At 64.7% G+C, this 26,306-nt stretch carries 25 protein-coding genes; 14 read left to right on the plus strand and 11 right to left on the minus strand.

Annotation, left to right across the window (positions count from 1 at the left end):
• Positions 1–192 precede the first annotated feature (192 nt).
• Positions 193–987, plus strand: a complete 795-nt coding sequence (locus ACSVIK_RS04745; protein ID WP_442443219.1) for a phosphatase PAP2 family protein — start codon at positions 193–195, stop codon at positions 985–987.
• A 159-nt stretch (positions 988–1,146) separates the two neighbouring features.
• On the opposite strand, the gene ACSVIK_RS04750 is transcribed toward ACSVIK_RS04745, so the two are convergent.
• A complete protein-coding gene (locus tag ACSVIK_RS04750) occupies positions 1,147–1,575 on the minus strand; it encodes an RNA-binding S4 domain-containing protein (protein ID WP_442443220.1) in 429 nt (142 codons plus the stop codon).
• Between the two features lie 120 nt (positions 1,576–1,695).
• On the opposite strand from ACSVIK_RS04750, the gene rimB reads away from it, so the two are divergent.
• From rimB to ACSVIK_RS04765, 3 genes are read left to right on the plus strand one after another with little or no spacing between them, the layout of a single operon-like run.
• On the plus strand, positions 1,696–2,169 hold the full coding sequence (gene rimB, locus ACSVIK_RS04755) for a retropepsin-like aspartic endopeptidase RimB (RefSeq protein WP_442443221.1): 474 nt from the start codon (positions 1,696–1,698) through the stop codon (positions 2,167–2,169).
• Positions 2,166–3,071 (plus strand): 30S ribosomal protein S6--L-glutamate ligase, encoded by a 906-nt coding sequence (gene rimK, locus ACSVIK_RS04760; RefSeq protein ID WP_442443222.1) that lies wholly within the window; start codon positions 2,166–2,168, stop codon positions 3,069–3,071. Before rimB ends, rimK begins: the two co-directional genes overlap by 4 nt.
• Entirely contained in the window at positions 3,068–3,964 is an 897-nt protein-coding gene (locus ACSVIK_RS04765) for a S66 peptidase family protein (RefSeq protein WP_442443223.1), read from the plus strand. The genes rimK and ACSVIK_RS04765 overlap by 4 nt, the downstream gene beginning before the upstream one ends.
• A 15-nt stretch (positions 3,965–3,979) precedes the next feature.
• On the opposite strand, the gene ACSVIK_RS04770 is transcribed toward ACSVIK_RS04765, so the two are convergent.
• Together ACSVIK_RS04770 and ompR are read right to left on the minus strand one after the other, a co-directional pair.
• Positions 3,980–5,296 carry an ATP-binding protein gene (locus ACSVIK_RS04770; RefSeq protein ID WP_442443224.1) on the minus strand — a complete coding sequence of 439 codons (1,317 nt, stop codon included), beginning with the start codon at positions 5,294–5,296 and terminating at the stop codon, positions 3,980–3,982.
• A gap of 82 nt (positions 5,297–5,378) precedes the next feature.
• Positions 5,379–6,116, minus strand: coding sequence for an osmolarity response regulator transcription factor OmpR (gene ompR, locus ACSVIK_RS04775; RefSeq protein ID WP_268179685.1), 738 nt, complete (start codon positions 6,114–6,116; stop codon positions 5,379–5,381).
• Between the two features lie 346 nt (positions 6,117–6,462).
• Here ompR and ACSVIK_RS04780 point away from each other — a divergent pair, with 346 nt between their 5' ends.
• The 4 genes from ACSVIK_RS04780 (at position 6,463) to rmf (ending at position 11,189) form a co-directional block, all read left to right on the plus strand.
• Complete coding sequence (locus ACSVIK_RS04780; RefSeq protein WP_442443225.1) at positions 6,463–8,790, plus strand: Tex family protein; 2,328 nt, start codon at positions 6,463–6,465, stop codon at positions 8,788–8,790.
• Positions 8,787–9,173: a PaaI family thioesterase gene (locus ACSVIK_RS04785; protein WP_442443226.1), complete on the plus strand. Its 387-nt coding sequence runs from the start codon at positions 8,787–8,789 to the stop codon at positions 9,171–9,173. Before ACSVIK_RS04780 ends, ACSVIK_RS04785 begins: the two co-directional genes overlap by 4 nt.
• 125 nt (positions 9,174–9,298) lie before the next feature.
• A complete protein-coding gene (gene gshA, locus ACSVIK_RS04790; RefSeq protein ID WP_442443227.1) occupies positions 9,299–10,879 on the plus strand; it encodes a glutamate--cysteine ligase in 1,581 nt (526 codons plus the stop codon).
• Between the two features lie 109 nt (positions 10,880–10,988).
• Positions 10,989–11,189, plus strand: a complete 201-nt coding sequence (gene rmf, locus ACSVIK_RS04795) for a ribosome modulation factor (protein WP_442443228.1) — start codon at positions 10,989–10,991, stop codon at positions 11,187–11,189.
• A 299-nt stretch (positions 11,190–11,488) separates the two neighbouring features.
• On the opposite strand, the gene argA is transcribed toward rmf, so the two are convergent.
• The 4 genes from argA to ACSVIK_RS04815 form a co-directional block, all read right to left on the minus strand.
• Positions 11,489–12,787, minus strand: a complete 1,299-nt coding sequence (gene argA, locus ACSVIK_RS04800) for an amino-acid N-acetyltransferase (protein ID WP_442443229.1) — start codon at positions 12,785–12,787, stop codon at positions 11,489–11,491.
• Positions 12,788–12,854: 67 nt separating this feature from the next.
• Entirely contained in the window at positions 12,855–14,021 is a 1,167-nt protein-coding gene (gene argE / locus ACSVIK_RS04805; protein ID WP_442443230.1) for an acetylornithine deacetylase, read from the minus strand.
• A gap of 69 nt (positions 14,022–14,090) precedes the next feature.
• Positions 14,091–15,362, minus strand: a complete 1,272-nt coding sequence (locus tag ACSVIK_RS04810) for an inorganic phosphate transporter (protein WP_442443231.1) — start codon at positions 15,360–15,362, stop codon at positions 14,091–14,093.
• A 39-nt stretch (positions 15,363–15,401) separates the two neighbouring features.
• Complete coding sequence (locus ACSVIK_RS04815; protein ID WP_442443232.1) at positions 15,402–16,079, minus strand: TIGR00153 family protein; 678 nt, start codon at positions 16,077–16,079, stop codon at positions 15,402–15,404.
• Positions 16,080–16,192: 113 nt separating this feature from the next.
• On the opposite strand from ACSVIK_RS04815, the gene ACSVIK_RS04820 reads away from it, so the two are divergent.
• Entirely contained in the window at positions 16,193–17,548 is a 1,356-nt protein-coding gene (locus ACSVIK_RS04820) for a CYTH domain-containing protein (protein WP_442443233.1), read from the plus strand.
• 68 nt (positions 17,549–17,616) lie between these two features.
• A complete protein-coding gene (locus tag ACSVIK_RS04825; protein ID WP_442443234.1) occupies positions 17,617–18,288 on the plus strand; it encodes a DUF502 domain-containing protein in 672 nt (223 codons plus the stop codon).
• On the opposite strand, the gene ACSVIK_RS04830 is transcribed toward ACSVIK_RS04825, so the two are convergent.
• Positions 18,285–18,752: an Lrp/AsnC family transcriptional regulator gene (locus ACSVIK_RS04830; RefSeq protein WP_442443235.1), complete on the minus strand. Its 468-nt coding sequence runs from the start codon at positions 18,750–18,752 to the stop codon at positions 18,285–18,287. The two genes, ACSVIK_RS04825 and ACSVIK_RS04830, sit on opposite strands and share 4 nt — an antisense overlap.
• Before the next feature lie 127 nt (positions 18,753–18,879).
• Between ACSVIK_RS04830 and ACSVIK_RS04835 the strand changes: the two genes are divergently transcribed.
• The 4 genes from ACSVIK_RS04835 to ACSVIK_RS04850 all read left to right on the plus strand — a co-directional run bounded on the left by ACSVIK_RS04835 (position 18,880) and on the right by ACSVIK_RS04850 (position 22,058).
• Positions 18,880–19,206, plus strand: coding sequence for a hypothetical protein (locus ACSVIK_RS04835; protein ID WP_442443236.1), 327 nt, complete (start codon positions 18,880–18,882; stop codon positions 19,204–19,206).
• A gap of 146 nt (positions 19,207–19,352) precedes the next feature.
• Entirely contained in the window at positions 19,353–21,137 is a 1,785-nt protein-coding gene (locus ACSVIK_RS04840; protein ID WP_442443237.1) for a GspE/PulE family protein, read from the plus strand.
• Between the two features lie 237 nt (positions 21,138–21,374).
• On the plus strand, positions 21,375–21,620 hold the full coding sequence (locus tag ACSVIK_RS04845) for an NfeD family protein (RefSeq protein ID WP_442443238.1): 246 nt from the start codon (positions 21,375–21,377) through the stop codon (positions 21,618–21,620).
• A 102-nt stretch (positions 21,621–21,722) separates the two neighbouring features.
• Positions 21,723–22,058, plus strand: coding sequence for a DUF2388 domain-containing protein (locus ACSVIK_RS04850; RefSeq protein ID WP_442443239.1), 336 nt, complete (start codon positions 21,723–21,725; stop codon positions 22,056–22,058).
• A gap of 135 nt (positions 22,059–22,193) precedes the next feature.
• Here the strand turns inward: ACSVIK_RS04850 and ACSVIK_RS04855 are convergent, their stop codons facing one another.
• The 3 genes from ACSVIK_RS04855 to desA all read right to left on the minus strand — a co-directional run bounded on the left by ACSVIK_RS04855 (position 22,194) and on the right by desA (position 26,185).
• Positions 22,194–23,492: an OprD family porin gene (locus ACSVIK_RS04855; protein WP_442443240.1), complete on the minus strand. Its 1,299-nt coding sequence runs from the start codon at positions 23,490–23,492 to the stop codon at positions 22,194–22,196.
• Positions 23,493–23,916: 424 nt separating this feature from the next.
• Entirely contained in the window at positions 23,917–24,888 is a 972-nt protein-coding gene (locus ACSVIK_RS04860; RefSeq protein ID WP_442443241.1) for a GGDEF domain-containing protein, read from the minus strand.
• A 106-nt stretch (positions 24,889–24,994) separates the two neighbouring features.
• Entirely contained in the window at positions 24,995–26,185 is a 1,191-nt protein-coding gene (gene desA, locus ACSVIK_RS04865; RefSeq protein ID WP_442443242.1) for a delta-9 fatty acid desaturase DesA, read from the minus strand.
• Positions 26,186–26,306: the final 121 nt, after the last annotated feature.

Genomic DNA, 26,306 nt, shown 5'->3' on the forward strand with positions numbered 1-26,306 from the left:
TCGAAAAAGGCTGGCGATTTTATGCACAAATGCCCCTGCAACCAAGGCCCGGACGTCGAGCCGGTCGACAGGGCTGCTTCACATCTGAATAAGGCCTGAACCGAGCATCAGGTCACATTGCATATATCGACCAAGGGTCTAATATGCGCGCGCTTAGGGTAGAGCTGTCATATTTCTGCAAAGGGACTTTTCATGTCGACCTCCTTCCTCAATACCCAGTGGCGGCCAAAACCACTGTTGATCTGCCATATCGTCAGCCTGCTGCTGCTCGCCAGTTGGCTGTGGCAGCCTACGCGGCAACTGTGGGACGCCTTCGACCTGTGGCTGTTCCACCTGCTCAACGACCCGGTGCATGCTGGCGGGCTGTGGGCGCATATCTGGGCCATCGGCAGCATGCGCCCGGTGGACGCCGGCGTCGGCGTGGTGATGCTGGCGGTAATGCTCAAGGCCAACCTGGTGTTCGAGGGGCCGCAGGTACGTCGCGCGCTCTACGCCTTCCTGGTCATGCTGGTGGTGATGCTGCTGATTCGCGTGCTGTTTTCCGACCTGGTCGAGTACATGGGCTGGCAACGCCAGAGCGCCTCGCTGGCGGTGGAAGGCAGCGCTCGCCTGACCGAGATGTTCCCGGCCTGGGAAGAACGCTGGGATCTCAAGGACAGCGCCAGCCGCAGCTTCCCTGGTGACCACGCTTCGGTACTGATGATCTGGGCCTTCTTCCTCAGCTTCTTCGCCCGCGGCTGGCGCCTGGCGCTGGTCTGGGCGATTGCCGTGATCGGCATGCTGCCGCGCCTGGTGGCCGGCGCGCACTGGGGCTCGGACGCCTTCGTCGGCGGCGTGCTGCTGAGCCTGACCGGCATGGCCTGGGGCTGCTACACGCCGCTGGGTTACCGCGCCAGCGAGTGGCTGGAGAAAGTCACCCTGCCGCTCACCTCGCGCCTGGCCAGGCTGCCGTTGCTGGGGCGCATCAGCGTCATCAGCGGGCGCTGAAAGCAGTATAGCCCGGATGCAATCCGGGAATGGTCGCCGTGATTTCCCGGATTGCATCCGGGCTACGGACTGAGGAACACGGCCTAGGGTAGGAGCGAGCTCTGCTCGCGAATTTCGCGGTCGCATTCGCGAGCAGAGCTCGCTCCTACAGACCTGTGCTTAGTCCTCATCGTCCCAGGGGTGGCGCAGGCCGCCGCTCTGCTGCTCGTTGAACTGGTGGATCTGCCGGCGCTGCTTCTTGCTCGGCCTACCCTCGGTCTGCACGCCAAGGGCACCGGCCTTGCGTAACGCCGCGGCCTGTTCGCGGCGGGCGATGCTATCCTCCGTCTCGCGATAGAGCAGCTGTGCCTCCGGCGCACCACGGCGCACGGCGGAAAGCGCCAGCACCTGCACAGTGCGCTCGTCGAAACCGGTGCGCAGCACGTACTCGTCACCCACCTTGGGCTCCTTGCTGGGTTTGCAACGCTCACCGCGATGATGCACCTTGCCCCCTTCTATGGCCGCCTTGGCCAGCGCACGGGTCTTGTAGAAACGTGCCGCCCACAGCCATTTGTCCAGCCTTACCTTGTCGTCGTCTTTTTCGCTCATCTCACACTCTGTTGGTTCAAGCATGCCACTCGTGCGTGCATCCCTGATGCAGTTGTCACACAGCGCATCTAGAATGCGCGGAACTATAGGCCCTGTCAGTCACGGGGGAACACCGTCGTTTTGAAAAACATCGACCTTCTCAGCGTGATCGGCCTGCGCGAATGGATCAACCTGCCCGAGCTGGGTATCGTCGGCCTGCGCGCCAAGATCGACACCGGCGCCAGCACCTCCAGCCTGCATGCCAGCGATATCCAGCCGTTCCAGCGCGATGGCGAGGACTGGGTGCGCTTTACCGCCTACCTCGGCACCCAGGTGCAGCGCCGCCATCGCTGCGAAGCGCCACTGGTGTCGGTGCGACGCATCAAGAGTTCCAATGGCCAGGCACAGAGCCGCTACGTGATCCGTACCGAACTGGCCCTGGGTGATCGCCTGTGGCCGGTGGAATTCACCCTGGCCTGCCGCAAGACCATGCGTTACCGCGTGCTGCTCGGCTCCAAGGCGCTGGTCGCCGGTGGCCTGCTGGTCAACCCGGCGCTGAGCTACGTACAAGACAAACCCGCCCTGCCCTCATCCCTTTCCTCAGGTGCCCAATGAAAATCGCCGTGCTGTCGCGCAACCCGCGTCTGTATTCCACCCGCCGCCTGGTGGAGGCTGGCGAGCAACGCGGGCATGAGATGCAGGTGATCGACACCCTGCGCGCCTATATGAACATCGCCAGCCACAAGCCGCAGATCCACTACCGTGGCCAGGCGCTGGAAGGCTTCGATGCGGTGATCCCGCGCATCGGTGCCTCGGTGACCTTTTATGGCTGCGCGGTGCTGCGCCAGTTCGAGATGATGGGCGTCTACCCACTCAACGAATCGGTGGCCATCAGCCGTTCGCGCGACAAGCTGCGCGCCCTGCAACTGCTGTCGCGCAAGGGCATCGGCCTGCCGGTGACCGGCTTCGCCCACTCCCCCGACGACATCCCCGACCTGATCCAGATGGTCGGCGGTGCGCCGCTGGTGATCAAGGTGCTGGAAGGCACGCAGGGCATGGGCGTGGTGCTGGCCGAGACGCACAAGGCCGCCGAGTCGGTGATCGAGGCCTTCCTCGGCCTCAAGCAGGACATCATGGTGCAGGAATACATCAGCGAGGCCGGCGGCGCCGACATTCGTTGCTTCGTGGTCGGCGACAAGGTAATCGCAGCCATGAAGCGCCAGGCCAAGGCCGGCGAGTTCCGCTCCAACCTGCATCGCGGCGGCAGCGCCAGCCTGATCAAGATCACCCCGGAGGAGCGCATGACCGCCGTGCGCGCGGCCAAGGTGATGGGCCTGAACGTCGCCGGGGTGGACATCCTGCGCTCGAACCATGGCCCGCTGGTGATGGAGGTGAACTCCTCACCGGGCCTCGAAGGCATCGAGACCACCACCGGCAAGGATGTCGCCGGCATGATCATCGAGCACCTGGAGAAGAACGCCGAACACGGCCAGACCCGCACCAAGGGGCGCGGATGAGCACGCCGTTCGGCGGTCGCCTGGCACTGATCGCTCCCGCCTCGGCCATCGCCGAAGAGGTGCTGGAAGCGACCCTGGCACAGCTCGAGGTGCTGGGCATCCGTTACCACCTGGGCCGGCACGTGCGCGCTCGCCACCGCTATCTGGCTGGCACGCCGGAGCAACGCCTGGACGACCTGCATCAGGCCTTCAGCCTGCCGGACATCGACGCCGTCTGGTGCCTGCGTGGCGGTTATGGCTGCGCGCAACTGGTGGCGGATATCGACTGGAAACTGCTGCAGCAAGCCAGCCCGCGCCCGCTGATCGGCTTCTCCGATCTGTCGATCCTGCTGGAAGCCTTTGCTCAGCATGATCTGCCGGCCATCCACGGCCCGGTGGCCACGGCACTGGGCCATCAGACACTGGCAGCGCCGGGCGGCCAGCGCGAGCGCCTGGCCTCGATGCAGGCGCTATGGAGCCTGCTCAAGGGCCAGCTCCGGCAGTTGCCGCTGCGCCATATCAGCGGCCCGCAACTGGCCATCGAAGGCCGCCTGCAGGGCGGCAACCTCACGGCCCTGGCCAGCGCCTGCGGCACCGAGGCCGGGCTGCGCCTGGTCGAGGATGCGATCCTGATTCTGGAGGATGTCGGCGAGCCCTACTACCGCCTGGAGCGCAGCCTCTGGCAACTGCTGCACAGCTTTGCCGGCCAGCACCCCCGCGCAGTATGCCTGGGTAGCTTCACCGACTGTCCACGGCGCGGCGTGCACCACAGCCTCGAAGAAATCTTCGCCGAGTACCTGGCACCGCTGGGCATCCCCCTGTACGGCGACCTGCCCAGCGGCCACGGCGACAGCAATTTCCCCTGGCCCTATGGCCAGCGCGCCCGCCTGCTCGGCAACAGCCTGACCTGGTAATCCACCGCTCCGCCCTCAGACCGCATCGCGCGGCAACAACAGCCCCAGCGGCAAACGCACCCGCGCCTCCAGGCCTCCGCCGCTGCGGTTGCGCAGCTCGACGCTGCCACCGTGCTGCGCGGCGATGCGCTTGACGATGGCCAGGCCCAGGCCGGTGCCACGCCCGCCACGGGCGCGATCACCGCGGATGAAGGGGTTGAAGATGCTGTCCAGCTCGGCGGGATCGATACCGTTGCCACGATCCAGCACGCTCAGCACGACATAAGGCGCACTCTGGTCGCCGGCCAGGCTGGCGACCACTTCCACCGCATCGCCACCGCCATGATTGAGGGCGTTCTCCACCAGGTTGGTGAGCAGACGCTTGATCGACACGCGGCGCAGCGGGAAGGGTGGAATGCTCTCCAGGCACAGGCGCACGCGCTCGGCGCCCTGGTTGTAGGGCGCCAGGGTTTCGCGTACCAGTTCGGGGAAGTCGGCTTCCTCCACCGGCTCGCCGCGACCATCGCGGATGAAGGCGAGGAACTGGTCGAGGATGGCGTCCATGTCCTCGATGTCGCGCACCATGTCGTCGGTCAGCTCGGTGTCGCTGTCCATGAACTCCAGGGCCAGGCGCAGGCGCGTCAGCGGCGTGCGCAGGTCATGGGACACGCCGGCGAGCATCAGCTCGCGCTCGCGGGCAGCCTGCTCGACATCCTCGGCCATCTGGTTGAAGGCGCGGTACACCTCGGTCATCTCGCTTGGCGTATCGCTGATCGGCAGGCGCACGCTGCGCCCCTGGCCAAGCTGGCGGGCGGCGAACACCAGACGCTTGAGCGGGGCGTTGAGCTGGCGCACGAAGATCCAGGCGGCGCCGGTGGAAATCAGGCCGATGCCGAGGAACCAGCCGAGCACGCTCCAGATCCGCTGGCCGCGCAAGGGGTGCGGGTACATCGGCACCCGCACCCAGCCGTCGCCGAGGCTCGGCGCCCGCACCCAGAGCGCGGGGGGCGTGGTGGCGCGCACCCGGGTTTCGGTATCGGGGCCGAGTTCGGTCTGCATCTGCCGCTGGAAGATTTCGCTGTACGGCCAGTGTTGCTCATTGGCCGGCACCTGATCGCTGGGGGTGCGCTTGAGCCCGGCGGCATCGGCGATGTGATCGCGGTCGTCCGGATTGGCGGCCCAGTAGGCGCGCAGGGTCAGCGCCGCGCCGTGGCTGTACTGGCGGTCGACCAGTACGTCCTCGTTCATCATCAGATAAACCAGGGTCAGCGCCTTGGAGAACAGCACGACGACCAGCACCAGCCAGAGGGTGCGGGCGAAGAAGCTTTGCGGGAACCAGACGGGGGCCTTCACGAGCTGCAAGCCTCAAGCTTCAAGCTACAAGTGGTTGTACCGCCCGCTTTTTCTTGCAGCTTGTGGCTTGCAGCTTGCAGCTTCATTTATTTCCGTCCGGCACGAACACGTAACCCACGCCCCAGACAGTCTGGATATAACGCGGCTTGGACGGATCCGGTTCGATCAGGCGGCGCAGGCGGCTGATCTGCACGTCGATGGAACGCTCCAGTGCATCCCACTCGCGGCCACGGGCCAGGTTCATCAGCTTGTCGCGGGTCAGCGGCTCGCGCGCATGCTGCACCAGGGCCTTGAGCACGGCGAACTCGCCGGTGGTGAGCATGTGCACCTCATCGCCCTTCTTCAGCTCGCGCGTGGCCAGCGACAGCTCGTATTCGCCGAAGCTGACCTTCTGATCCTCGGTGCCCGGCGCACCCGGCACCACGGGAGCCTGCCGGCGCAGTACGGCCTTGATCCGCGCCAGCAGCTCGCGCGGGTTGAAGGGTTTGGCCAGGTAGTCGTCGGCGCCCAGTTCCAGGCCCTGGATGCGGCTGCCCTCGTCGCCCTTGGCGGTGAGCATGATGATGGGCATTTGATTGCCCGCCTCGCGCAGGCGGCGGCAGGCGGAAAGGCCATCCTCGCCCGGCAGCATCAGGTCGAGCACCACCAGATGGAAGAGTTCGCGAGCCAACAGGCGATCCATCTGCTCGACATTCTCCACCGCACGCACCCGGTAGCCCTGTTCATCGAAGAAACGCTCGAGCAGGCGGCGCAAACGGGCGTCGTCATCGACGATAAGAATCTTCTCGCCTTCGGCAACTGGGGCAGCGGACTGGGTCATGGCGTCTCCTTGGGCAGCCGTGCTGATGACGGCAAGTGGCGGCATTATCGCTCAGGCGCATGGCTGGGCGTCTCAGCCATTGTTAGCAGATTTTTCCCCGAATGGTTCTCAGCACAGGTGAATGCGGTGTTTATAATGCGCCGCTTTCGGGCACCTCTAAAAATGTAGGCGAGGCAGCCAGCGCAAGGCAAAAACAGGCGAAAAAGCGCAGTTTACGCGCTGTAAATGAGCATTTTGAGCCTGTTTTTAACGCAGCGATGGCAACGCAGGTAGTTTTTAGAGGTGCCCTTTCGTCTCTGGCCTGCACTCTTGCGGCCACCCTGTCGCTCAGTGGGTAGCTTTATTTATGGACAGTATCAACAACCGCATCGCTGAAGAACTGGGCGTGCGCCCGCAACAGGTCGCTGCCGCCGTGGCCCTGCTCGACGAAGGCTCCACCGTGCCTTTCATCGCCCGTTACCGTAAAGAGGTAACCGGCAGCCTCGACGACACCCAACTGCGCCATCTGGAAGAGCGTCTGCGCTACCTGCGCGAGCTTGACGAACGCCGTGGCGCGATCCTCGCCAGCATCGAGGAGCAAGGCAAGCTGACCCCGGAGCTCAAGCGCGAGATCGACCTGGCCGACACCAAGACGCGCCTTGAAGACCTCTACCTGCCGTACAAGCAGAAGCGCCGCACCAAGGGCCAGATCGCGCTGGAAGCTGGCCTCGGCGAGCTGGCCGACGCGCTGTTCAATGACCCGAGCCTGACACCGGAAGCCGAAGCCGAACGTTTCATCGACGCCGACAAGGGCTTCGCCGATGTGAAGGCCGTGCTCGAAGGCGCCAAGTACATCCTCATGGAGCGCTTTGCCGAAGACGCCGCGCTGCTGGACAAGCTGCGCAGCTTCCTCAAGGACAACGCCACCCTCAGCGCCCGCCTGGTGCCGGGCAAGGAGAACGAGGGCGCCAAGTTCAGCGACTACTTCGAGCACGACGAAGCACTCAAAGGCGTGCCGTCGCACCGCGCGCTGGCGATCTTTCGTGGGCGCAACGAGGGCGTGCTCAGCGCCAGCCTGAAAGTCGGCGAAGAGCTGCCGGGCACTCTGCACCCCTGCGAGCTGATGATCGGCGAGCGCTTCGGCCTGGAGAACAAAGGCCGCGCCGCCGACAAGTGGCTGGCCGAGGTGGTGCGCTGGACCTGGAAGGTCAAGCTGTACAACCACCTGGAAACCGACCTGCTCGGCGAACTGCGCGAGAAGGCCGAGGACGAGGCGATCAGCGTGTTCGCCCGTAACCTGCATGACCTGCTGCTGGCCGCGCCAGCCGGCCCGCGCGCCACCCTGGCCCTCGACCCCGGCCTGCGCACTGGCTGCAAGGTGGCCGTGGTCGACGCCACCGGCAAGGTGCTGGAAACCGCCACCGTCTACCCGCACGCCCCGCGCAACGACTGGGACGGCACCCTGGCGATACTCGCCAAGCTGTGTGCCAAGCATGGCGTCGACCTCATCTCCATCGGCAACGGCACCGCCAGCCGCGAGACCGACAAGCTGGCCGCCGAGCTGATCAAGAAGGTGCCGGGCCTCAAGCTGACCAAGGTGATGGTCTCCGAGGCCGGCGCCTCGGTGTACTCGGCCTCGGAACTGGCCGCCCGCGAATTCCCCGATCTCGACGTGTCACTGCGCGGTGCAGTGTCCATCGCCCGCCGCCTGCAGGATCCGCTGGCCGAGCTGGTGAAGATCGACCCGAAATCCATCGGCGTCGGCCAGTACCAGCATGACGTGTCGCAGCTCAAGCTGGCGCGCAGCCTGGACGCCGTGGTCGAGGACTGCGTGAACGCCGTCGGCGTGGACGTTAATACCGCCTCCGCCGCCCTGCTGGCGCGCATTTCCGGCCTCAACGCCACGCTGGCGCAGAACATCGTGCAGTACCGCGACGCCAACGGCGCCTTCACCTCGCGTGCCGCGCTGAAGAAGGTGCCACGCCTGGGCGAGAAGACCTTCGAGCAGGCTGCCGGCTTCCTCCGCGTGATGAACGGCGACAACCCGCTGGACGCCTCCGCGGTGCACCCGGAAACCTACCCGCTGGTGGAGCGTATCGCCCAGGACACCGGCCGCGACATCCGCTCGCTGATCGGCGATTCGGCCTTCCTCAAGCGCCTTGACCCGGCCAAGTTCACCGACGAGCGCTTCGGCCTGGTCACCGTCGGCGACATCCTCAAGGAACTGGACAAGCCCGGCCGCGACCCGCGCCCGGAGTTCAAGACCGCCGAGTTCCAGGAAGGCGTGGAAACGCTGAACGACCTCAAACTGGGCATGGTGCTCGAAGGCGTAGTGACCAACGTCACCAACTTCGGTGCCTTCGTCGATATCGGCGTGCACCAGGACGGCCTGGTGCATATCAGCGCGCTGTCGGAGAAGTTCATCAAGGATCCGCACGAGGCGGTCAAGGCCGGCGACGTGGTCAAGGTCAAGGTGATGGAAGTGGACATCCCGCGTAACCGCATTGCCCTGTCCATGCGCATGAGCGACACGCCGGGAGAGAAGGTAGAGGGCGCCCGTGGCGGCCAGCGCAGCGCTGGCAACCGTGGCGGCAACACCCCGCGTAGCGAGCGCTATTCCAGTCAGGACAAGCCGGCGCCGGCCACCGGCGGCATGGCCGCACTGTTCGCCAACGCCAAGCAGTTGAAGAAATGAGCGACGCCCAGGAGATAGGCGCCAGCAGCGCCTTTTCCCGCCTGCTCGGCCTGGAGATTCTCCAGGCCGGCGGCGGCGAGGCGCGCGTGCGCCTGGTGCTGACCGATGAGCTGCGCAACCTGCACGGCAAGCTGCATGGCGGCGCGCTGTTCTCGCTGATCGACACCGCCATGGGCCAGGCCAGCCACAGCCTGGGCGATGGCGGCCCGAGCAGCGTGACCCTGGAGTGCAAGATCAACTACATCCGCCCGGTGTCCGAAGGCAGCGTGCTGTGCCATGCCAAGGTGCTGCACGCAGGGCGCCGCACCCAGGTGGTCGAAGCCGAAGTGCTGCAGGGCGACAAACTGGTCGCCAAGGCACAAGGCACCTTCGCCTGCGTATAAGCAGCAGCAAGCGGCAAGCCATAAGCTGCAAGGAAATGTCCAAGCGCTGTTACTTGAGGCTTGCAGCTTGAAGCTTGCCGCTGCAGTCCTCATATTGTCGCGACTGCCCAGTTAGGAATTGCATCTTGAGCGACCTTCTCTCCCGCCGCCTGGCCCAGCTCGGCGAGCCGGCCAACCTGTCCCTGCTGGGTGAATGCCTGCACGGTATCGAGCGCGAATGCCTGCGCGTCGACCGCGATGGCCAGCTGGCTCTGAGCCCGCACCCGCAGGCGCTGGGCTCGGCGCTGACCCACGCGCAGATCACCACTGACTATTCCGAGTCGCTGCTGGAATTCATCACCGGCACCGCCACCGATCCGGCGCAAACCCTGGACGAGCTGGAACGCATCCACCGCTTCACCAATGGCAAGCTCGACGGCGAGCTGCTGTGGAGCGCGTCGATGCCCTGTCAGTTGCCGGACGAGGAGACCATCCCCATCGCCTGCTACGGCAGCTCGCACATCGGCCGCCTCAAGTACGTGTACCGCAAGGGCCTGGCGCTGCGCTACGGCAAGACCATGCAATGCATCGCCGGCATCCACTACAACTTCTCCCTGCCCGAAGGGCTGTGGCAGTTGCAGCAACGCAGCGAAGGCGACGCCCGCAGCACACGCGACTATCAGTCGGCGCGCTATATCGCGCTGATCCGCAACTTCCGCCGCTATAGTTGGCTGCTGATGTACCTGTTCGGCGCCTCGCCGGCGCTGGACAAGGGCTTCATGCGCGGTCGCCCGCACCAATTGCAGGAGCTGGATGCCAGCACCCTGTACCTGCCCTATGCCACCAGCCTGCGCATGAGCGACCTGGGCTACCAGAGCAACGCGCAAGCCGGCCTGACGCCCTGCTACAACGACCTGGCCAGCTATACCGACAGCCTGCGCCTGGCCGTCGGCACGCCCTACCCGGCCTATGTCGAGGCCGGCACCAAGCGTGGTGACGAGTGGTTGCAGCTCAACACCAACATCCTGCAGATCGAGAACGAGTACTACTCGAGCATCCGCCCCAAGCGCGTCACCCACAGCGGCGAGCGCCCGATCCAGGCGCTGACCAGCCGGGGCGTGCAGTACGTGGAAGTGCGCTGCCTGGACATCAACCCCTTCCTGCCACTGGGCATCGACCTGGCCCAGGCCCGCTTCATCGACGCCTTCCTGCTGTTCTGCGCGCTGGAAGACAGCCCGCTGCTGGAAAACGGCGAGTGCAGCAACTGCACCAGCAACTTCCTCAAGGTGGTCAAGGAAGGCCGGCGCCCCGGGCTGCACCTGCAGCGTGGCGGCCAGTCGGTGGAACTCAAGAGCTGGGCCGGCGAGTTGCTCGAACGCATCCTGCCGCTGGCCGAAATGCTCGACCGCGCCCAGGGCAGCACTGCCCATGTCGAAGCCCTGGCCCAGCAGCAAGCCAAGGTGGCGGATGTGGAGATGACCCCCTCGGCGCAGGTATTGGCGATTCTGCGTCAGGGCATGAGCTTCACCGCGTTCGCCCTGCAGCAGAGCCGTCAGCACGCCGAGTACTTCCAGGCCCAGCCGCTGGAGGGCGGACAACAGGCTGCGCTGGAACAGGCCGCACGCCGGTCGCTGGCCGAACAGGCCGAGCTGGAGAGCCAGGACGAAGGGGATTTCGACGCCTTCGTCGCCGCCTACCAGGCGAGCATTCTCGCCCTGGCCGTGTGAACCTCGTCACAAAGCCTGCCAGCGGAGCAAAAGGCCGGACGGGCGGCCAGACGGCCGCTCGGGCGAACAACTAGCATGCATTCAACGGACTGAAATGGGAGCACGCCAAATGGCGCCCGAGCGACACGATGCCTCGCCGCAATGGAGCCTGGAAGGCCTCACCAAGGCGTACCAGCAGGGCTACATGGCCGGCCTCACCGGCCAGGCCAAGGCCCGCCAACCCTACGCCGAAGAAATCCCGGCCGCAGCCTGGGAGGCCGGCTGGGACGATGGCCAGGAGAAGTGGCGCCTGCACCAGCACAGCGCCTGACGCCAGGCACAGGGCGAACCGAGACTCCGGCCGCTCGTAGCGAAGCGAACAGTCTGCCGGCCCATGCCAAGTTCGGCACCCCAACTCACGCCCAAAACTCCCGCAAACGGCGTACCGCTTAGCGACGACCGCAGGAGTTAGAGCGGCGCAGAATGCCAAAGCCGAGTACGCGCTGCCATTCGGTGCGCACAGCGCACCCTACAGTCCGCTGGATAGGCTCCGGGGCTTGTCCTTGCTATTCGGTGCGCGCAGCTCGTAGCCCGGATGCAATCTGGGGATTTCTCTGCGCGCAGCGCAGCCTACAGAGCTTTCTCGAACACCTTGGAATTACGCTGATAGTTGTACAGCGACGCGCGTGCCACCGGCATGCGCTCGACACTGCTGGGCTCGAAGCCGCGCTCGCGGAACCAGTGCGCGGTGCGCGTGGTAAGCACGAACAGGGTCTTGATCCCCTGCGCCCGTGCCCTGGCCTCGATCCGTTCGAGCAACTCGTCACCCCGACCACCGTGGCGGTAGTCGGGGTTCACCGCCAGGCAGGCCAGCTCGCCACAGTCCGACTCGGCGATGGGATAGAGCGCGGCGCAAGCGATGATCAGCCCCTCGCGCTCGACGATGCTGAACTGCTCGATCTCCCGCTCCAGCACCTCCCGCGAACGACGCACCAGGATGCCCTGCTCCTCCAGCGGGCGAATCAGCTCGATCAGGCCGCCGACATCCTCGATGGTGGCCTCGCGCAGCGACTCGAATTGCTCCTGAGCCACCAGGGTGCCATTGCCGGCGCGGGTGAACAGCTCACTGAGCAGGGCACCGTCCTCGGCGTAACTGACGATATGGCTGCGCTTGACCCCACCCCGACAGGCCTGCGCGGCAGCGTCGAGCAATTCGCCCTGGTAATTGCTGCCCAGGCGCGCCAGATGCGCCGGCACCTGCTGTGGGCGCAGCTCGCGCACCAGCTTGCCGTTCTCGTCGAGCAGGCCGTCCTCGGCACCGAACAGCAGCAGCTTGTCCGCTGCCAGGTCGATGGCGGCGCGGGTGGCAACGTCCTCGCAGGCCAAGTTGAAGATCTCCCCGGTGGGCGAATAGCCCAGTGGCGACAGCAAGACGATGCTGCGCTCGTCGAGCTGGCGATTGATGCCCTTGCGGTCGATGCGCCGCACTTCGCCGGTGTGGTGGTAGTCGATGCCATCGACCACGCCGATCGGCCGCGCGGTGACGAAGTTGCCGCTGGTCAGGCGCAGGCGCGAGCCCTGCATCGGCGAGGCGGCCATGTCCATCGACAGGCGCGCCTCGATGGCAATGCGCAACTGGCCGACGGCATCGATCACGCATTCCAGGGTCGGCGCGTCGGTGATGCGCAGGTCGCGGTGGTAATGCGGGGTCAGGCCACGGGCCGCGAGGCGCGCCTCGATCTGCGGGCGCGAACCATGCACCAGCACCAGGCGCACACCGAGGCTGTGCAGCAGCACCAGGTCGTGGACGATATTGGCGAAATTGGGATGGGCGACGCCCTCACCCGGCAGCATGACCACGAAGGTGCAGTCGCGGTGGGCGTTGATATAGGGCGAAGCGTGGCGTAGCCAGGTGACGTAGTCGTGCATGTAGAGATCCGTGGGCATCGAGACGTGGGGCGGCTGCAAGCCGCCATGTTCGGTTGGAAAGTCGGTCTCATCGTCGCTGCACGTCGTCACTCCGGGTCAGGCAATAGTGCTGGATCAGTTGCCGTAGCAGCGCCACGGTCGGTTCGATGCGCGCCAGCTCCAGGTGTTCCCCAGGCTGGTGCGCGCACTCGATGTCACCGGGGCCGAGCACCAGGGTCTCGCAGCCAAGGTGCTGAAGATAAGGCGCTTCGGTGCCGAATGCCACCGCTTGCGCGCTATGCCCGGTCAGACGCTCGGCCAGGCGCACCAGCTCGGCGTCGGCGCTTTGCTCGAAGGGCGGCACGGCGGGGAACAGCGGGCCGTAGTCGATGCGCACCTCGTGCTTGAGCGCCAGCGGCTGCAGCTTGCCGCGGATGGCCGCGCGCAACTGCTCCGGATCCATGCCCGGCAGCGGGCGCAGGTCGAACTCCAGGGCGCACTGGCCACAGATGCGGTTGGGGTTGTCGCCGCCGTGGATGCAGCCGAGGTTCAGCGTCGGTTGCGGCACGCTGAACTGCGGGTTGTTGAACTCGCGCTGCCACTGCGCGCGCAGGCCGCGCAGCTCGCCCATCACGTCCTGCATGGCCTCCAGTGCGCTATGGCCGAGCGCCGGGTCGGAGGAATGGCCGCTGCGACCGAGGATGTCGATGCGCTCCATCATCACCCCCTTGTGCAGGCGGATGGGCTTGAGGCCGGTGGGCTCGCCGATCACCGCAGCGCGACCAAGCGGGCGACCGGCCTCGGCCAGGGCGCGGGCACCGGCCATCGAGCTTTCCTCGTCGCAGGTGGCGAGAATCAGCAGCGGCTGCTGGAAAGGCTGATCGAGCAGCGGCCGCACCGCCTCGATGATCAGGGCGAAGAAGCCCTTCATGTCGCAACTGCCCAGGCCCACCCAGCGGTCACCCACCTCGGTCAGCTTGAGCGGGTCGCTCTGCCACAGCGCGGCATCGAAGGGCACGGTATCGCTGTGCCCGGCCAGCACCAGGCCGCCAGGGCCGGAGCCACGGCTGGCGAGCAGGTTGAACTTGCCGGGGGCGATCTGCTGGGTTTCGCAGGCGAAGCCCAGCTCACCGAGCCAGGCGGCGAGCAGTTCGATGACGGGGGCGTTGCTCTGATCCCAGTTGGGCTGGGTACAGCTCACCGACGGCGCGGCGATCAGCGCGGCGAACTGCTCTCGAAAGGACGGCAAAGGCATCGGCGCTCTCCTGGGTCGGAGCCCCCATGATAGGAGCATCCAACCTCAGGTGAAACCGCCAACGGCGATTCAGACCCCGCCGAACAACCCACGCAGGATGAAGAAGAAGACGATCGACAGCACCGCGCCGGCCGGCAGGGTGATGATCCAGGAGAGGAAGATCTTGCCGATCATGCCCAGGTTCAGCGCACCGATACCGCGCGCCATGCCGACCCCGAGAATGGCACCGACCAGGGTGTGGGTAGTGGACACCGGCAGGCCCAGGCCCGAGGCGCTGACCACAGTGGTGGCGGCGGCCAGTTCGGCGGCGAAGCCACGGCTGGGAGTCAACTCGGTGATTTCCTTGCCGATGGTGGCGATCACCTTGTAGCCATAGGTGGCCAGGCCGACCACGATGCCCAGCGCGCCCAGCAGCAGGATCCAGCCCGGCACCATGGCCTTGCTGCCGACCGCCAGCTCGCCGCCACTCTGGATCACGCCGACGATGGCGGCCAGCGGGCCGACCGCGTTGGCCACGTCGTTGGAGCCGTGAGCGAAGGCCATGGAACAGGCAGTGAAGATCATCAGAATGGCGAACACCTTCTCCACGCTGGAGAAGTGGAAGGCCTTGTCCGCTTCGGCATCGACGTGGATGCGGCTGAGCAGGGCGATGCCGATGAGCATGACCAGCACGCCGATGCCCAGCGAGAGGAAGAAGCCCTCGGTGCTGGAGAGGTTCAGACCGACGTGCTTGAGGCCCTTGCTCAGGGTCATCAGCGAGATCATGAAGCCGGTGATGAACATGTACAGCGGCACGAAGCGCTTGGCGTTCTTGAATGGGTTATCGGTGTCGATGATCAGCTTCTGCACGCTGACGAACAGGCAGAAGGAAATGATCCCCGCCAGCATGGGGGTGACCACCCAACTGGCAACGATGGGGCCGACGCCGCTCCAGTGCACCGCGTCCACCGACACGCCGACGGCAGCGAAGCCGATCACCGCCCCGACGATGGTGTGGGTGGTGGATACCGGCCAGCCACGCATCGACGCCACCAGTAGCCAGGTGCCGGCCGCCAGCAACGCCGACATCATGCCCAGCACCATCAGGTTGGGGCTGATCAGGTTGGCATCGACGATGCCGCTCTTGATGGTTTCGGTCACCTCGCCGCCGGCCAGATAGGCACCGGCGAACTCGAAGACCATGGCAATGATGATCGCCTGTTTGATGGTCAATGCACGTGAGCCAACGGATGTACCCATGGCGTTGGCTACATCGTTGGCCCCGACACCCCAGGCCATGAAAAAACCGAAAAGGCAGGCAAGTACGAGCAGAACCAGCCCGTAGTCCGCAATCAGAGACATAAAATCAGTTTCCGTAGATCCCAGAAAGGACGCTGGCGCTTAGCGCGCCAGCAGTTGTTCCAGTCGGTTGCCCACTCGTTGGGCACGGTCGGCGACATCGCCGATCCAGTCGATGATCTGATAGAGGAACATCACATCGACCGGGGGAAGATCCTTCTCCAGCGTGAACAGGTTGCGGCGCACCTCGATCTGCAGGCGGTCGGTGTCGTTCTCGATCGCACCGAGCTCTTCGATCAGGTTCTCCACAAGCTCCGCCTCGCGACCGGCGAAACCGGTCTCGAGCAGTTCGTCCAGCTCGTTCATCGCCTTCAACGCTTGCGCGCTGGCATCCACGCTGCGCTGCACGTAGGTGCGCATCAAGGGCTGCAGCGCCTGCGGAATGGCCATCTGCCGGCCGAGCATCAGGCCAGCGATGTCCTTGGCACGGTTGGCGACTTTGTCCTGTACACTGAGCAGTTCCAGCAGATCCGAACGCGGAACCGGCAGGAACAGGCTCTTGGGCAGGTGCAGACGCACGCTCTTCTTGAGCTTGTCCGCCTCTTGCTCGAGCCGGGACATTTCCTGTTGTACCTGTTCCACCTTGGCCCAGTCTTCGGCCATCACGGCCTCGAAGAAAGGCACCAGGTTCGCCGCGCATTCATGCGCCTTGGCGATATGCTGTTGCATGGGGCCGATGGGAGAACGGCCGAACAGGCTGACAAAAGGGTTGATAGGCATAGGGTAAATCCCCGTTTTGTGAAGGGCGCAAGTATAGGGATCGACCCTGCCGACCGCCAGCGCGCATCATCGGACTGTCACAATTTCATATCTAGGCGTCATAGCTCCTGACCATGGTCAAAGAAACCGAAATCAAACTGCGCGCCAGCCGCGCCACCCTGGCCGCACTGCGCGAACACCCGCTGCTGAAGAAGCGCAACAAGAGCGGCTGGCAGCGCACCCCGCTGTTCAACCAGTACTACGACACGGTGGATCGCCAACTGGCTGGGGCCAAGGTCGCCCTGCGCCTGCGCCGCGATGGCGAACAGTTCATCCAGACCCTGAAAAGCCGAGGCCAGAGCGTCGCCGGGCTGTCCGAGCGCAACGAATGGGACTGGTATCTGGACAAGCCCGAGCTGGATCTCGGCAAGCTCGATGACCAGTGCTGGCCGGCCAGCCTCGCCGAGCTCGACAAAACCAGCCTGATGCCGCTGTTCACCACCGACTTCGTCCGCGAAAAGGCGGAGATCGCCTGGGGTCGCGGCAAGGCCAGGGTGGTGATTGAAGCGGCCCTGGATCTGGGCAAGGTGATCGCCGGCGAAGGCGAGGAAGAAATCTGCGAGCTGGAACTGGAACTGCGCCAGGGCGAACCGGCGGCCCTGCTGGAGCTGGCCTGTGAGCTGGCCGAAGGCCTGCCGCTGATGCCCTGCGATATCAGCAAGGCCGAGCGCGGCTATCGCCTGTTCGATGCCGGCAGCTACAGCCTGAGCCTGCCGACGCCGGCACTGAGCGCTGAAATGAGCCTGGACGATGCCTTCACCGCCCTGGCCTGGCACCTGCTCGGTGCCAGCCAGCGCCTGGCCGAGCAATATCGCTGGAACGGCCACTGGCGCCTGCTGGCCGACTGGATCGAGCTCCTGGGTGAACTGCGCGCGCTGCTCGGCAGCCTCGGCCAGGCCGTGCCACGCGCCAGCAGCCGTGAACTGCGCCAGGGCCTGGACGCCCTGCTCGACGACTGGCGCCCACGCCTGCAAGCCGGCCAGGCCGACGAATCGATGCGCCAGGCGGCGCCAGCCCTGTTCGCCAGCGAACTGGATTCGCCGCGCTGGGGGCTGCTGTCGCTGCAACTGGCGCGCTGGCTGCTGGCCGGCGCCTGGCGCGAAGGGCGCAATGCCCGTGGCCAGCGTCAGGGCGAAGCCGCCGTGAGCAACTGGCTGAGCACGCAACTGGCCGAAGAAGCCAATGCGCTCAACCTGCGCCATTACCAGAGCCAACCGCAGCGCCTGGTGGAACAGTCGCCACGCCTGGAACGCCTGCTGGTCTGGCTGCGCCTGGCACGCCAGGTGCTCGACCTGAGCGAGGCCGATCGCCTGTATGGCGAACTGAGCAAACTGAGTGAGCTGGCGCAACAGCACGCCGAGGCCGAGGCCATCACCGAGCAGTGCATCAAAGTGCAACAGCTGCGAGCCTGGAAAGCCTTGCAGCGTTGAGCCAGCCTATGAGGCCGGCGGCCCGCTGCCGCCCGGCCTTGCCTGCCTCTCGACGGGAACGCCCCCACATGCTCCGAAGCAGCCTGAAATCGCTCCTCACCACCTGGCTGACCGGCCTGCTGGCCTTGCTGCCGCTGGCCCTGACCCTGGCGCTGCTGGCCTGGATCGTGGGTTTGCTCAATCGCCTGATCGGCCCGGCCACGCCCATCGGGCAGGTGTTCGCCGCCCTCGGCCAACCCTTCGTCAGCAACAGCTACATGGCCTGGTTGCTGGGCACGCTGGTGCTGGTGGCCAGCCTCTATCCCCTCGGCCTGGCGGTACAACTGGGCCTGCGCAAACCCCTGACCTGGCTGCTTGACCGCACCCTGCGGCGCACGCCGGTACTGGGCAACCTGTACAACCTGGCCGACCGCTTCGTCGGCCTGCTGGACAAGAGCAAGAACCCGGACATCGCCACCATGGCGCCGGTCTGGTGCTTCTTCGGTGGCGACGGCGCCGCCGTACTGGCCCTGCGCCCCAGTTCGGAGAGCATCGAGCTGGAGGGCCGCGCCTATTGCGCCATTCTCGTGCCCACCGCGCCCATCCCCATCGGCGGTGGCCTGCTCTACGTGCCGGTGGACTGGATACGCCCGGCGGACATGGGCGTCGAGCAACTGACCAGCATCTACGTCTCCATGGGCCTCACACCGCCCACCCGGCGCGAGCCGGCAGCGCCGAAGCCGCCTGTCAACGGCCCCTAACCCAGCGGCAGACTGGTGGTCGACTTGATCTCCGACAGAGCGACGATGGAGTTCACCTCCTGAATGCCCGGCACCAGCGACAGCTTCTCGAAGAAGAAGCGCTCGTAGGCCTCGATATCACGAGTGACGATGCGCAGCATGAAATCCACCGCGCCCATCAGCACATGACATTCCAGCACCTCGGGAAACTCGCGCATGGCCTCGGCGAATTCGGTGAGGTTGGAACGGCCATGGGCGTTGAGCTTGACCTGGGCGAACACCTGGGTCTGCAGGCCGATGCGCTTGCGGTCGAGCAGGGTCACCTGCTTGCGGATTACCCCCTCCTCCTTGAGCCGCTGGATGCGCCGCCAGCACGGCGACTGGGACAAACCCACGCGCTCGGCGATCTCAGCGGTGGAAAGGCCGGCATCCTCCTGCAGCAGGGCAAGAATGCGTTGATCGTAGGCATCCAAGGTGACGGACATAAAAATTCCTCGATATCTTGCTTATCCGGCAAGTCTATCCACGGAAACCGCTAGAACCCAGAAAATCAGGCAGAACTTTTGCCCGTACAAGGCAGAAACTTGAGCAAAACCAGCCCGAGTCGCCGCCATGCCCGATACCACGCCCTTCCCTGCCCTCGAAACCCGCCGCGATCCCTGGCAGGAACGCCCCGCAGCCTGCGTGGCCTATCACCTGCGCACCGACGCCGAAGCCGAGGTGCTGCTCCGCCTGCTGGGCCTGTTCGCCCAGTTGCAGTTGCTGCCCGAGGTGTTGCAGGTGACACGCCGCCAGGACGACCTGCATATCGAGCTGCAGGTGCAGGGCCTGTCTGCACACCGCGCCGGGGTACTGGCGCAGAAACTGCGGGGCCTGGTCTGCGTCTGGGAGGTGGACTGGCGCCACCTGGATCACAGCTTGAGCAGCGAAGTGGCCTGAAACGGGCTTTCACCCCTGCCAGGCCTTCGCCCTACCCCTGCTTTTCGGGCATGCTAGGTTCTGTTGCCAATTCACGCCCCACGCGTCGAAACGGCAACGGAGCCTAATCCGGCTACCCTTGTTCAGGCCGATCTTGAGGAGCTCGCATGTCCGCCTTACACACCACCTCCCCCGACCGCGTGCTGGATCTCGGTGATCTGCTGCGCGAACTGGTCGCCGAAGGGCGCGTGGAGCAGGACGTCGCCGAGCAATGCCTGGCCATCCGCCGCAGTGCGGTGAACAACCAGCAGCACCCGCTGGAATTTCTCGCCGCACAGCAGGTGGACGACCTGGCGCGGCCGGGCAAGAAACTCGACCTGGAAACCCTTACCGTCTGGCTGGCCAAGTTCGCCGGCCAGCCCTACCTGCGCATCGACCCGCTGAAGATCGACGTGCCGGCCATCACCCCGCTGATGTCCTATGCTTTCGCCCAGCGCCACAAGATTCTCGCCGTGGCGGTGGACAGCGAGTGCGTGACCATCGCCAGCAGCCAGCCGCTGGTGCATAGCTGGGAAGCCAACCTGGTCCACGTGCTCAAGCGCCCGATCAAGCGTGTGGTGGCCAACCCGGTGGATATCCAGCGCTTCACCACCGAGTTCTACCGCCTGGCCCGTTCGGTCAGCGGCGCCAACGCCACCGACCAGAAGATCAGCGGGGTCGGCAACTTCGAGCAACTGCTCAGCCTCGGCGCGCAGGATCAGGAGCCGGACGCCAACGACGCGCACATCGTCAACATCGTCGACTGGTTGTTCCAGTACGCCTTCCAGCAGCGCGCCAGCGATATCCATATCGAGCCACGCCGTGAGCAGGGCACCGTGCGCTTTCGCATCGACGGCGTGCTGCACACCGTCTATCAGTTCCCGGCGCAGGTCACCATGGCGGTGGTCAGCCGCCTGAAGAACCTCGGGCGCATGAACATCGCCGAGAAGCGCAAGCCGCAGGACGGCCGGGTCAAGACCAAGACGCCCGATGGCAACGAGGTGGAGCTGCGCCTGTCGACCCTGCCCACCGCCTTCGGCGAGAAGATGGTGATGCGTATCTTCGACCCCGAGGTGCTGCTGAAAAGCCCGGATCAGCTCGGCTTTTCCCCCGAGGATCTGCGCCGCTGGGAAAGCATGACCTGCCAGCCCAACGGCATCATCCTGGTCACCGGCCCCACCGGCTCGGGCAAGACCACCACGCTCTACACCACGCTCAAGCAGTTGGCCACGCCGGAGGTGAACGTCTGCACCATCGAAGACCCCATCGAGATGATCGAAGGCGCCTTCAACCAGATGCAGGTGCAGCACAACATCGACCTGACCTTCGCCAGCGGCGTGCGCGCGCTGATGCGCCAGGACCCGGACATCATCATGGTGGGTGAGATCCGCGACCTGGAAACCGCGGAAATGGCCATCCAGGCGGCGCTGACCGGCCACCTGGTGCTCTCCACCTTGCATACCAACGATGCCCCCAGCGCCATCACCCGCCTGCTCGAACTGGGCGTGCCGCACTACCTGCTCAAGGCCACCATTCTCGGCGTCATGGCCCAGCGCCTGGTGCGTACCCTGTGCCCCCATTGCAAGGCGCCGGTGCAACTGGACGAAGACACCTGGAACGGCCTGACCCGCCCCTGGAGCTCGCCCCTGCCGACCCAGGCACACCATGCCGTGGGCTGCCTGGAATGCCGCGAAACCGGCTACCGGGGCCGCGCCGGGGTGTACGAGATCATGCTCATCAACGATGCCATCAAGCCGCTGATCAGCGCCGATACCGACCTCACCGCCCTGCGCCGCGCCGCCTTCAAGGACGGCATGCGCAGCCTGCGCCTGTCCGGTGCGCAGAAGGTCGCCGCCGGGTTGACCACCATCGAAGAGGTATTGCGCGTCACGCCGCAGAGCGAACAGCGCTAGGCTCTGTTGCCGTTGCGCACACGGCCGCGACAGAGCGACAACAGCTCCTGGCCGCGCCCGGCAATGTGACCGACTTCCCACACCTGCGCCCGGCAACGCCTGGGCCTGCACAACCTGCGCAATGGTCGGCAGTTGGCCATCCACGGCTATGCTTAGATGCGGAATTCAGGCAATGGAGTCCGCAATGCATCACAACGGGATCGAAACAGGCGCATTGACCACGCGAGCCAGGCGTACATGACGGAGTATCTGCACCACCTGGCGTTCTGGGACTGGCTGGCTCTGGCAACGCTGCTACTGCTCATCGAGGTATTCGGCGCCGGCGGTTATCTGCTGTGGATCGGCCTGGCCGCCGTGGTCACCAGCGCCCTCACCTTCCTGCTGGATCTGTCATGGGCCTGGCAGATCAGCCTGTTCGGCCTGCTGGCAGTGGTTGCCGCCCTGCTCTGGCGCAGCCATCAGCAGCGCCGCGCACAGACCTGAGCCACCCGCAACCTGCCCCTGCGCCGCCCATCGGCCAAAGGGAACCATCGTACCAACTGGCCACTCCCAGGATCATCGATCATCGTATTTAGGAGTGCCACCATGCGCTTTCTGAACCGAGCCGCCCTGGTGCTGGGCGGCTGCATGATAGTCCAGGCGGCCTCGGCCGATGGAATGCTGCGCGACATCCTCTCCTCGGGCGCCACCACGGCGTCTACCTACCTCACCTTCAAGGATCGCAAGCTGGTGGCCGCTGCCGAAGAAGACGCCAGCAGCTTCGTCGCCAGTGCCGGCGAGATCCGTGGCCCGCATCTGGAAGCGGCATTGCAGAAGCTGCGCGCAGACAACCCGCAGTTGCAGCAGGCTGACGACATGGAGCTGGCCAGCGCCATCCTCGCCACCTCGACGAACGCGCCGCAACGCCTGGCTGCGGAGTGAGGAAAGAGGTTCGTGGGATATCGAGTAGGTCGGTCATCCCCCCGCATAAAACCCAACCGCAAAAAAAAGCCCGCCTCCTGGGAGGCGGGCTTTTCAATAACACCACAGGCAGAGACATCGCCCCTGCCAGGCCACTTACATCAGCGGCAGGGTGTAGCTGACGATCAGACGGTTCTCGTCGATGTCGTTGGCGAAGTTGGAACGCACGGTCGCGTTACGCCAGCGCACACCCAGGTTCTTCAGCGCGCCTTCCTGGAAGACGTACATCAGCTCGGTGTTGCGTTCCCACTCGCGGCCTTCGGAAGCGGTGCGACCGCGGTCGACGTTGTCGCCGGTCAGGTAACGGGTCATGAAGGTCAGACCCGGAATGCCGATGGAGGCGAAGTTGAAGTCATAACGTGCCTGGTAGGACTTCTCGTCCTTGTTGGCGAAGTCGCCAATTTGAACGTAGTTGACCAGGAACGGGTCGGTACCGCTGATATAGGCGAAGCCGGTGTCGCCGCTCATCTTCTGGTAGCCCAGGCCGAAGGCATGGCCGTCCAGACCGTAGGTGACCATGGCACCGAAGGACTTGTTGTCGACGTTGCTGCGGTTGCCGTCGTCGGTGGAACGGGCGAAGCGCACGTCGGTCTTCAGGCTCTGCTTGTCGCCCAGCGGCAGTACGTGCACCAGGTTGAAGGAGTGCTGCTTGTACAGCTCGTCCAGGTTGGAATAGTAGTAACCGGCGGTCAGCTCCTTGGTCAGCTTGTAGGTGCCGCCAATGAAGTCGAAGGAGTCGGTGGTGGCGCCGCCACGAACAGTGATACCACGCGAACCAGCGCTGCCAGTCCTGCTGCTGAAGTTGTTGGTGATGGTGATGTCTTCGTAGTCACCGGAGTTGCGGTGGTTGACCTCACGCACGTGAGCGGCTTCCAGCATCAGGCCGTCGATTTCCTGGGAGACGATGTGACCGGCCTCGAAGACCTGGGGCAGCAGACGGCCGTCGCTGGAGGCGATGGCGGCGTTCTTGAACTGCATCTGGCCAACACGCAGGGTGCTGTTGGAGATCTTGGCCTTGGCGGCTACGGCCAGATCCGAGTAGTTGTCCTGGGAGCCTGCCTTGCGGGAGCGATCCGGAACCAGCAGGCCGCTGTTGCCAGTGCCACCACCGGAATTCAGCTTGAAGCCGAACATGCCGATGGCGTCGGCGCCGAAGCCCACGGTGCCGTCGGTGAAACCGGAGTTCATGCGCAGGATGAAGCCCTGTGCCCACTCGTCCTGCTTGGATTGCGCCGGGGTCGGGGTATCGTTGTTGTCCTGACGGAAATCACGGTTGAAGTAGAAGTTACGGGCTTCCAGGCTGACTTTGGTATCACCGACCAGATCGGCGAAGGCCATTTGGCTCAGACCCAGGGTGCCGGCGGCTACGGCCAGTGCCAGGGAGGTCTTTCTCATTATGTTTCTCTCCAGTGTGTTTAAGGTGACACATCGCCCCCGAACACTGGCTTCAGCACGAAGAGGCAGGCTCGGAGCGAATGAGGTACGCGCAGGCGCGAGCGATCCTCGAAGGATGCCCATGGGCATGCGCTCGAATTCAGGAAGGGGACAACGCGGGGAAACCCAGGTGAGCGGGCAGGCAGAAGCAGGGAACTTGGTTCATAGTCAGCACTCACATCGTTGTTATTGTGCGCCAGCGTCCGTTGGCCGGGCTTGGATGCGAATGCCTAGGCAGATAGCGTGCCAATCGATCCCTGCGCCAAGGTAAAGCCCACCGCGCAAGGTTACATTTTTCAGGCTGCGCGATGAAACTTTTATTAAGCGCCTGATGCAGGCAGCTTTCCGCCTATGCAAAGATCATTCTTGGCGGAAAACCGCCACGTCAACCTATGACGATCTGGTTCTTGCCCTGGCGCTTGGCCCGGTACATGGCCTCGTCGGCACGGGCATAGAGCGCCTCCAGGTTGGCATCCTTGGGGGTGAGCACGGTCAGGCCCTGGCTCAGGGTCACGCCGAAACTCTTGCCTTCATGCTGGAAGCTCAGGCGCTGCACCTCTCGCTGCAAGCGCTCGGCCACCTGCAGCGCCACGGCCTGCTCGCAACCGGGGAACAAGGCGGCGAACTCTTCCCCACCGATACGCCCGAACAGGTCATCGCGACGCAATGCGGTTGCCCCGCAGTGCGCCAGGCGCTGCAACACCTGGTCACCGACCTGATGACCATAGCGGTCGTTGATCTGCTTGAAATCGTCCACATCCAGCAGCAGGAACGCCATGGGCGTGCCAGCCTGGCGGGCTCGCTCGAACTCGCGTCGAGCGCACTCGAAGAAGTACCGACGATTGCTGCTCTGGGTGAGCACGTCGGTGGTGGCCAGGCGATGCAGCTCGCCTTCCAGGCGCTTCTTCTCGGTGATGTCTTCGGCGATGCCGACGATGACGGTGCCGCCCCCCAACTCCTGCCTGGGGCTGATGAAGCATTTGTCACTGATCCAGCGCAATTGCCCATCACTGCGCAGGATGCGGTACTCGCGCTGCTCCACCGCGCCGGTCTCCAGCACCTTGGCCAGGCTCTCGGCCGCGTAATCGAGGTCATCAGGGTAGATGCTGTTGCGCCACTCGTCGTAGTCGGCCAGCAGCAAGGCGGCGGAGCGCCCGAATATCCGTTCGTAGGCGGGGCTGACGTAGATGATTCGCTGCTCATCCCAGTCGAAGGCCCAGAGCACGGCATTGACGCTGCCCAGCAAGCTGCTGAACAGTTGCTCACGCTCACGCAGCCGCTCCACTTCGGCGCGACTGTGCAGCAGCGCCAATGTCAGTTCCTCACGCTTGCTTACCGCGCCATCCTGTTCGTCCATCACTGCCGCCATAAAACCCCTCATACCCTGAAATTGAGCGTAGTGGGTTTTGGACAAAGACAAAGGCCTGCCGTTCGGCAGGCCTTTTGCCAGCAGCGCAGTGGCTTCAGGCCAGTGCAGCCGCCGGACGCAGCGAGTAGGTCTTGAGCTGATCGGCGAATTCACGCAGGGATTGGATACCGCTGGCCTCGGCCTCGTGTACCCACTGTTTCATCGCCTCGAGCATGTCGTGGCCGTTGCTGCTGGTCTTGGCCCAGATCTGCTGCAGCGCTAGGCGTTTCTCGTAGATCACCTTGAGCGCCTGGCTCTGCGCCAGCAGGTCGGCGATGCGCGCATGATGCTGGTCATGCAGCAGGCTCGGCTCACGGGACAGCAGACGCTTGGCGCGGTGGAAAAGGTGACGAACGGACTCATCGGCCTTGGCCACTTCCTGTTTCACCAGCGGCGCGATCACCAGCTTGCGGTACTGCGCCATGATCTGGAAGCGGTTGTTGAGGATGGCCATGGCGGTGTCCATGTCCAGGTTGCGCTTGCCTTCGACCTGATGGGCGATGGGCGCGACACGCTGCACCTGCGCCAGGCCCAGGAAGCTGAACAGCTTGATCCAGGCCCAGCCCATGTCGAACTCCCACTTGCGCACCGACAGCTTGGCGCTGTTGGGGTAGGTGTGGTGGTTGTTGTGCAATTCCTCACCGCCAACGATGATGCCCCAGGGCACCAGGTTGGTGGCGGCGTCGCGGCACTCGAAGTTGCGGTAGCCGACGGCATGCCCCAGGCCGTTGATGACACCAGCGGCCCAGAACGGAATCCACATCATCTGCACCGCCCAGACGGTCATGCCGAGCACGCCGAACAGGGCCAGGTCGATGATCGCCATGAGGGTCACACCACCGATGGGATAGCGGCTGTAGACGTTGCGTTCGATCCAGTCATCCGGGCAGTTCTTGCCATAGATGCGCAGGGTATCTTGGTTCTTGGCTTCGGCGCGGTAGAGTTCCGCGCCCTTGCGCATGACCGTGCCCAAGCCCTTGATCACCGGGCTGTGCGGGTCGTCCTCGGTTTCACATTTGGCGTGGTGCTTGCGGTGGATGGCCGTCCACTCGCGGGTGTTCTGGCCCGTGGTCAGCCACAACCAGAAACGGAAGAAGTGTTTGAGAGCAGGATGCAACTCCAACGCACGGTGCGCGGAGTAGCGGTGCAGGTAGACGGTGACGCTGACGATGGTGACGTGCGTCATCAGCAGAGTGACTGCCACCAGTTGCCAGACCGAAAGATCGAGTAGACCGTTGTACCACATGAGCGCTGTTGCCTCTTGATAGGTGTAAGCGGTTTGCCCTACAAGGGCCAACCTTTCTGCATTATCCCCGAGCCATGTCAGAAAACCAGATGGACTTTTAGATAAGAATGTTTCAGCCAGG

Source organism: Pseudomonas sp. NCHU5216 (genome assembly GCF_052156495.1).
Lineage (GTDB): Bacteria > Pseudomonadota > Gammaproteobacteria > Pseudomonadales > Pseudomonadaceae > Aquipseudomonas.